General features: G+C 73.2%; 5 protein-coding genes. 2 read left to right on the top strand and 3 right to left on the bottom strand.

What is annotated here, in order from left to right:
* Window positions 1-95 precede the first annotated feature (95 nt).
* On the top strand, window positions 96-1,280 hold the full coding sequence (locus ABZ646_RS33825; protein WP_360527528.1) for a type III polyketide synthase: 1,185 nt from the start codon (window positions 96-98) through the stop codon (window positions 1,278-1,280).
* A gap of 63 nt (window positions 1,281-1,343) precedes the next feature.
* On the opposite strand, the gene ABZ646_RS33820 is transcribed toward ABZ646_RS33825, so the two are convergent.
* From ABZ646_RS33820 to ABZ646_RS33810, 3 genes are all read right to left on the bottom strand, one after another.
* Window positions 1,344-3,482 carry a SpoIIE family protein phosphatase gene (locus ABZ646_RS33820; protein WP_360527525.1) on the bottom strand — a complete coding sequence of 713 codons (2,139 nt, stop codon included), beginning with the start codon at window positions 3,480-3,482 and terminating at the stop codon, window positions 1,344-1,346.
* A gap of 157 nt (window positions 3,483-3,639) precedes the next feature.
* On the bottom strand, window positions 3,640-4,554 hold the full coding sequence (locus ABZ646_RS33815) for a YceI family protein (protein ID WP_360527522.1): 915 nt from the start codon (window positions 4,552-4,554) through the stop codon (window positions 3,640-3,642).
* Between the two features lie 5 nt (window positions 4,555-4,559).
* On the bottom strand, window positions 4,560-6,329 hold the full coding sequence (locus tag ABZ646_RS33810) for an FAD-dependent monooxygenase (RefSeq protein ID WP_360527519.1): 1,770 nt from the start codon (window positions 6,327-6,329) through the stop codon (window positions 4,560-4,562).
* A gap of 166 nt (window positions 6,330-6,495) precedes the next feature.
* Between ABZ646_RS33810 and ABZ646_RS33805 the strand changes: the two genes are divergently transcribed.
* Complete coding sequence (locus ABZ646_RS33805) at window positions 6,496-8,310, top strand: helix-turn-helix domain-containing protein (RefSeq protein WP_360527516.1); 1,815 nt, start codon at window positions 6,496-6,498, stop codon at window positions 8,308-8,310.
* Window positions 8,311-8,366: the final 56 nt, after the last annotated feature.

Raw genomic sequence — 8,366 nt, 5'->3', positions numbered from 1 at the left:
GCTCCTGACTGGCTGGGTCTTGACCTGCTCTCCCGAATCGGGCAGATTTCAGACACTTGACGCCATCCAGGGGTTTCCTGAGAAAGAGGCGTGCTATGGGCGCCTGTCTGTGTCCTCCTGCCGTAGTGCACGGCGAACACGCCGTGCGGACCGAGGAGATCCTGGCGGAGGTGCGCAGCCGGCACCCGCAGGCGCCGTGGCTGTCGCGGATCGACGGCATCGCCGCGAGTACCGGCATCGACACCCGGGGATGGATGCTGCCGCTGGAGGCGGCCGCCGCACCGGGCGCCGGGACCGGCCTGCGAACTCCGGGCGCCGGTCCGGCTCGTGAGGCACTGGCCCACAGCGGGTTCACCGACGCGGAGGCGGACCGGGCGATAGCCGCGCTGGAGGCGGTACCGGCGCCGCAGACCATTCAGGAGCGCACGGCGCCGGCGTGGGCCGCCGTGCAGACGTACGGGGAACGCGCGGCACGCGAGGCCCTTCGAGGCGCCGGGCTGGACGCCGCCGACGTGGACTGCGTGATCACCAGCCACTCCACCACCCCGGCCCTGCCCGGGCTGGACCTGTCCCTGCTCAACCGCCTCCCGCTGCGCGACGACGTGCTGTTGCTGCCGGCCACCCAGTGGGCCTGCATCGCCGGCACCCGGTCACTGGCGCTGGCGGCCGACCTGGTCGCCGCGGACCCCGACCGGGTGGTGCTGGTCGTCATATCGGAGGCGCTGAGCACCACCTACCAGCCCGCCGACGACACGCTCGAATCGCTGATCGTGCGACTGCTGTTCGCGGACACCGCCGTCGCCGTCGTGGTCACCGGGCGTCCCCGGACCGAGTCGGTCCTGCGCCTGGACGCGGTCTGGCACCACACCCTGTCCGACACCACGGACCTGCACCGGCTGGACACCCGCGCCGACGGGACCCACTTCGTGATGGACCGCCGTGGGCCACGTGCCGTGCAGCGGACGGTCGCCGGGATGTGGCGGTGGTTGCGCGAGCGCCACCAGGACGACGCCCGGCCCTGGCATCCCGACCTGCTGCTCGCGCACCCCGGCGGAACACGGGTGCTGGAGTACATGGAGGAGACGATGCCCGACGGGTGGCCGACCGGGCTGCTGGCCTTCAGCCGGGACAGCTACACCACGGGCAACCGCGGCGGTGCCGCCGTGCTCGACATCCTGCGGCGCGCGTACGACGCCGGCCAGAAGACAGGCAGCCGTACGGTGTTGTACGCCGCCGCGCCCGGCCTGACCGCGACCGCTGTCGAGGGTGAGTGGCTGTAGCCGCAGCCGTCTCCCTGCCGCCACCGCGGCCGGCAAGCCGTCACTCCCGGGCCGGGGCGGGCGTCAGGTCTCCAGTTCCGCCCAGACGGCTTTGCCGGTGTCGGTCCACCGCACCCCCCAGCGAGTGGTGAGCTTGTGGACGACGTGCAGTCCCCGCCCGCCGTCGTCGAGCGGCTCACCGCGGCGCAGCCGGGGCCGGCCGTTGCCGGTGTCGCCGACCTCGCACGACAGCCGGCTCCCTGACCTCACCAGCCGCACGGTGACCGGCCCGATGCCGAACCGGACGGCGTTGGCGACCAGTTCGCTGAGCACGAGCAGGGCGTTGTCCCGTGCCTGGCCGGTGGTGTGCCACTGCCGCAGGAGAGGGGAGACCAGGGCGCGGGCGTGCGCGGCCGTGTCCGCGCGGGCGGGCAGGTGCCAGGTGGCGGTGTCCCGGCCGCGGCGGCCGGCCATCCGGGCCAGGAGCAGGGTCACGTCGTCGCGCAGGTGCCCCCGCGGTGCCAGACCGGCGACCACACGGCGCGCGGCCTGTTGCAGGTCGTCCCAGGGGTGCACCTCGCGCACCAGGTCGGCCAGCCGGCCGATGCCGTCGTCGATGGAGGCCGCCGGATCCTCCACCAGGCCGTCGGTGTAGAGGACGAGAAGCGAGCCGGGCGGCACGGCGAACTCGTGCACCTCGAACGGCTCCCGCACCACGAACTCGGCACCCAGTGCCGGGTGCGGCTGGCCCGCGACGGTCTTGGCGGATCCGTCCGGACGGACGAGGACGGGGGGCAGGTGGCCGGCGTTGGAGATCGCCACCCGGTGGTCGACCGGATCGTAGACCGCGATGCAGCACGTCGAGCCGAGCGCGCTGTACCCGGCGGCCAGGCCCGCGTCCGTGTCGTCCAGCAACGTGACCGTCTCGTCCAGACGCTCCAGCACCTCCCCGGGCCCCAGTCCCGCCGACAGCAGGGCCCGGGCCTCCATGCTCAGCTGTCCCATGGCCGCCGCGGCCCCCAGCCCGTGCCCCACGACGTCACCGACCACCAGCGCGGTACGGTCGCCCGGCAGCGGAAAGCTGTTCACCCAGTCGCCGCCGACCCCCGCGCTGTCGGGTGTGGTGGGCTCGTAGACGCTGGCCACCTCGATGGTGTCGCTGCCGGCCCGCGGCAGCAGTCGGCGCTGCAGCGCCAGCACCTGGGCGTGCTCCCGCTGGTGCTGGCGGGCGAGATCGACGTGCCGGGCGGTCTTGGCCACGAGTTCTTGCAGGTCGAGCAGTTCCCCGTCGCCGAAGGGCCGGTCCGGCCGCCGCCAGATCTCCGTCACCCCGAGCACGACGGGACCCGGCGTGCCCTCCGGCCCTTCCACGACCAGGGGTATGCAGGCGACGCTCACCGGGTGGTCGCCGGGCACCAGGGCGCGCACCAGCCGCGCGTCCTCCAGGGCCTGTTCGATCGCCGTACGGTCGGAGATGACGACCGCCTGCGGGACGTCGTCGCGCATGACCGCGCCGGCCAGCAGGCGGCTGGCTTCGCGGGGCAGGTTGTCCCCGGGGGTCAGGTAGCCCTCGGGCCATGCCCGGTCCGGCGTCAGAGCCGCCCGCCGCAGCCGGATGCGGTCATGCGTCTGCTCGGTGACCGCCTCGCCGGTCCACACCGCGTAGTCGAGGTCGACGGCGGCCACGTCCCCCCAGGCCAGCAGGGACTGGGCGAGGGACTGGGCGGTCTCCCCGATGTCGAGGGACGTCCCGATCGCGGCGGCGGAAGCATACAGGTGCAGCCGCTTGGCCATCGCGATCAGGGAGACGGTCAGACCCTCCTGCGGCGGCGCGGCGGGCAGGATGCTCATCGAGACGACCAGTTCGGTGCCGTCCTCCCGGCGCAGCCGCTGTACCCGCGCGACATGCGCCTCCCCGGTCTCGAGAACCCTCCGCAACCGCTGCGTGACCGTCGGTACGTCCCCGGCCGGCAGCAGCTCCGCGAAAGCGGCCCCGGGGCCGGTTCGCACTCCGGCGAAAGGAGCGGCGTCCAGATTGCACCCGGTGATCCTCAGCTCCGCGTCGAGGCTGACCACGCCGAGGATCTGCTCCCGGCCGTCGCTCTCCCCGCCGGCGCCCGAGGACCGCGCCGGATGCGGTCCGGCCCTCGGGACGTAGTCCGCCAGGGCGCCGCTGACCATGTCGAACGCCGAATTGGCGGAAGACGAGGAAGTGGGGTCCATGCAGCTCACGCAGCTCGCTGACTCCGGCGCAGGCCGGACGGTGTTCCCGAGTCCACGCGGCCGGGCCCCGAGATCCCGCACCGCACACCTCATGGGTAGCACAGATACCCTGCCCACCGTAGAGGTAAAAAACGGCAAAAAAACACAAACCGTCGGGTCACTCCGGGGGAGTGGGTGTCTCCGGTGACCGGTACATCGCCTGGACGTCCAGTTCCAGTTGCACCGTCGGCCCCACCACCGCGATGCCACGGGCGAGCATGGACCGCCAGTTGAGGGTGTAGTCCTCCCGGTGCAGTTCGGCCGTGGCGAGCGCGGCGCAGCGCAGTTCCTCGCCGTATCCGCCGTTGACGGTGCCGAGGTAGGTGGTGTCGAGCGAGACCGAGCGACTGACGCCGTGCATGGTCAGGGTCCCGAGGAGCGTCCACTTGCTGCCGCCGCGGTAGGCGAAGCGCGTACTGACGAACTCGATGTACGGATACCGCTCCACGTCCAGGAAGTCGGCGGACCGCAGATGGTTGTCGCGGGTGGTGTTCCCCGTGTTGATGCTCGACGCGTGGATGCGTACCCGCACCGTGGAGCGGCTCATGTCCGGGGCCACCTCGATCGCCCCGTCGAAACGTTCGAAACGACCGTGCACATGCGCCATGCCGACATGTTTCGCGATGAACCGGATCGCCGTGTGCGGCGGATCGAACACCCAGCCTCCGGTCGGAGGCAGCGGCAGCTGCCGGGCCGGCATGAGCCGGATCCGCGCGGCCTGAGGACAGGTCCCGGCGGCGATCTCCACGGTCTCGCGGTGCGGATCGAGGCCCTCCGCGATGATCAGCATGCTGTAGTGCCCGGGCGGAAGGGCGGCCAGGAAGCAGCCGAACGGGTCGGTGGTGCCCCGCGCGACCACCTGGTGGGTGTCCAGCGCGGTGACCGTGACGTCCGCGCCGCCCAGCGGCTGGTCGACCGGGTCCAGGACGGTGCGCGCGACGCCGCCCGCACCCGGGGGCATGGGCAGGGTGAGTCCCGCGGCACGGGCCGGGGCGTCCTTGGACCACCGGCGCCTGAGCAGCCCGAGGGCCATGCTGTTCACCTCTCGTGTTGCGTGGGTCGTGGGGCGACGGCGCGGCCGAGGATCTGCCGGAGCGCTCCGCCCAGGAGTTCCTCCGCGTTCCCGGCGGCGGCCGGGTGCCGGAAGGCGACGTAGCCGTCGGGCCGTACCAGCAGGACGCCCGCATCGGAGACCTCACTGAGCCGGGCCCAGTCGCCGTAGGGGTCCTCGTAGTTCTGTCCGGGGCCGATGACGACCGTGGCGATGTCGAGGCCCAGGGCCTCGGCCGCGCGCAGCCAGCCCTCGCCGCCGATCCCCGTCAGCAGGGTGAACCGTCCCTTGCCGACGGTGTCCAGGGTGGACACGGTGCGCGTCCCCGAGGTGAGCCAGGCGTGCGGGAGCTTGGCACCGGGGCGGGAGCTGGGCTGGTGGTACAGCTCCGGGTCACGGGCGAAGCCGGGGTCGGGGGTGCCGTCGGGGACGACCGCACCGGAGACGTAACGCTGGTTGAGGTCCACGCCGTGGGCGTTGAACTCGTACACCTTGTGCGCGATCGCGTCCCGCAGCCGGGCCCGCTGCCGCTCGGCCGCCTTCGTGGGTTCCTTGCGGGCGGCGATGTTGGCCCAGAGCCGCTCGGGCGTCTGCGGGGCGAGACCGTCGAGCGCCTCGAAGACGGGCGCGGTCTCGCCGATCGACTTGTTGGCGCGGGTGACGATCTGCCTGCCGACCGGCGCGCGTTCGGTGGTGTAGCTGTCCAGCAGGCTCGGGTCGGCCGTGCCGTCGAGGACCAGCTTCAGCTTCCAGGCCAGGTTGTACGAGTCCTGGACGGACGTGTTCGAACCGAGCCCGTTGGAGGGCGGGTGCCGGTGCACGGCGTCGCCGGCGCAGAAGACCCGGCCGTTGGAGTACCTCTCGGCGTACATCTCGTTCACCGTCCACGCCGAGGACGACTTCACGGTCACCGGGATCTCGTCGTCCCCGATCAACCGGCGGACGATCGACTCCGCGTACTCGGTGGTCAGGTCGGGGGCGCCCGCCGTGACGTCGTACCCCCACACGATCAGCCACTCCGTCCAGGGGCGGACGCACCGCACCAGGCCCGCTCCGATGCCGCCGACGGTGGCGCCCGGGGCCAGCACCCAGTACAGGGTGGACGGGCGGTGCGCCGTGTACCTGCTCAGATCGGCGTCGAAGACGATGTTGACGCTGCCCGCGACCCCCATCTGACCGCCCATCGGCAGCCCGGCGTCCTCGGCCACCTTGGAACGCCCGCCGTCCGCCCCGATCAGGTACCTGGCGCGGATCGTGTACTCGTCGCCGCGCACCCGGTCCTCGACGGTGACCGTCACTCCGTCCGCGTCCTGCGTGAACGACCTGTAGACGGTGCTGTAGCGCAGCACGGTCCCGCGGGCCGTCGCCGCGTCCACCAGCACCGGTTCCAGGAGGTGCTGCGGTATGTCACACATCGTGGTGGGGCTGGCCAACTGGTGCGCGGCCTGCACCAGGGGCTCGTTACCCCAGGACCGGACCCGTCCCAGCTCCTCGCCGGCCAGGCTGGTGCAGAAGGTGGTGTTCCCCATGAGGTGCTGCGGAGTGGCCCGGGCGAGCGCCTCACGTTCCACCCCGAGGTCACGCAGCACCTCCATCGTGCGCTGGTTGGTGATGTGGGCCCGGGGGGTGTCGGCCAGGCACGCGTGGCGGGTGACGACCATGTTCGGTACGCCGTAGGTGCTCAGGGCCAGGGCGGCGGAGGCGCCGGCCGGGCCGCTGCCCACGATCAGGACGTCGGTGACGACATCGGTGTGCACGGGGAACGCTCCGGTGGGGGGAAGGACGGAAACCGACCGAGCAAGATCATGAAACGATCCGGGCCGCAGCGGGTGTCTCAATCCGAGACACGCGGTGCTCGCCGGAACCGGCCTGGCGGCACCAGTCGTTGTTCCTTCAACTGTTCCCGGTACGGTGAGGGGCGCCATGACCACCGCAGAGCAGCCCCCCACGGCCGACCGGCAACCGCCCGTCCGTCCCGCCCTCGGCCACCTGCGCCGGGCCCGCGCCCGCTTCCTCGCCGGACATCCGCTGCCGGAGGACGTCCCGGACGAGATCGCCGCGGCCTGGCGCCGGGCCCGGTTCCACGGCGTACGACACGACCACGCGGCCCACTCCGTCGCCCCGGAACCGCAGCCGTCCGACCCCCTGCTCCTGGAGGCCGCGCGGCCGGTGCTGGCACGACTCGGCCCCGTGCTCGACGGCGAACACGCCGGCCTCGTCTTCACCGACGCCCGGCTGCGAGTGCTGTGGGCAGCCGGAGACACCCGCCCCGACACATGCTGCGCGGACCTCTCCGAGCAGCGTGTCGGCCCCAACAGTGCGGCCCTGGCCCTGCGCACCGGCCGGCGCGCCGAGGTGCACGGACCGGAGCACTTCCTCGACGTCTGGCAGGACGTCTCCGCGGTGAGCGTGCCGCTGCGGGCCCCCGGCGACGGCAGACCGGCCGGCACGGTCACCGTCGCGTCGGCCCTGTGCGACGGTCGCGCACCGCACCCGCAGGGCGTCCTCGCCGAGGCGACGGCCGCGGCGCTGGAGGCGGAACTGCGCGCCCTCGCCCGGACGCCGGAGCACGCCCTGCTCGACGCCTACCTCGCGGCGTGCGCCGGCCGGGACCGTCCCGTGGTGGCCTTCGCCGGCCACAGCCGGCTGGTGAGCGAGGCGGCCGGACGGTTGCTGTCGATCCGGGACATCGACGACCTGGAACGCTCCGTGCACACGGCTCTGCGCCAGGACGCCCCCGCCACCCGCCTCCGGCGCGACCCCGAGGCCGAGCCACTCGGGCGTCTCGGCGGGGCGGCCGGTGCGGAGACGGAATCCGGCCGGCACCTCGCCGGGGCGGCCGGTGCACGGGTCGCGTTCGTTCGGCACCTCGGTGAGACCGCCGGCGCGGTGGCCGTACTCGAACCGACTCCCGGCCACGAAGCCACCGCCGTCACCGGGCCGCTGCCCACCACGTTGGCCGGGCACTCGCTGCCGTGGCGGCACGCCACCGGGCGCGCCGCCGAACTGGCCGCCGCCCCCGCCCCGCTGCTGCTCGTCGGCGAACGGGGCACCGGAAAGACCTCCCTGGCCCGCGCGTTGCTCGGCGACCCCGACCCACTCGTCGTCGACGCGGCCGAAGGAGAGGTACACGAAGCGCTGCCCGGCGCACCTCGCGGTGGCCTCGTGCTGCGCCACGCCGAGCGGCTGGCCCAGCCGGACGTGGCCGCGATCGTCGCCCTGCTGGAAGCACGGCCCAGCACACCCCTGTTGGTCACCTACACCCCGGGTACACCGCCGGGCCCGTGCCTCCAACGGCTCCTCGACACCCTGGCCGCCCGCTCGGTCACCCTGCCGGCCCTGCGTGAACGCCCCGAGGACATCAGGGAGTTGCTGACCGCCGTGACCCCGGACCCGGCACCCGGACAGCCCCCGCTCAGCTGGACCCTCGACGCCCGGCGCGCCCTGGAACGCTATCCCTGGCCCGGCAATGTCACGGAACTCGCACATGTCGTGCGGTCGTTGGCGCAGCGCCGCCGGGTGACGGGGCCGGTCCGCCGGGCCGAACTGCCCGATCCCGTGCGCGAGGGACCCGCGGGGCGCCGGCTGAGCCCCATGGAACATGCCGAACGCACCGCCATCCTGGAGGCCCTGCGCCGACACGGCGGCAACAAGGCCCGCGCGGCGGCAGCCCTGGGCATCGGCCGCGCCACGCTGTACCGGAAGCTGCGCATCTACGACTCCCACTCGCAGGCGTAGGCGGGGGCGCGCGCGACGTGGCCGACCGCGGGACCGCGGCGGGGGTACGGCGGGGC

The organism is Streptomyces sp. NPDC007162, assembly GCF_040634175.1.
Lineage (GTDB): Bacteria > Actinomycetota > Actinomycetes > Streptomycetales > Streptomycetaceae > Streptomyces.
This window is presented reverse-complemented; position numbering and strand designations above follow the sequence as displayed.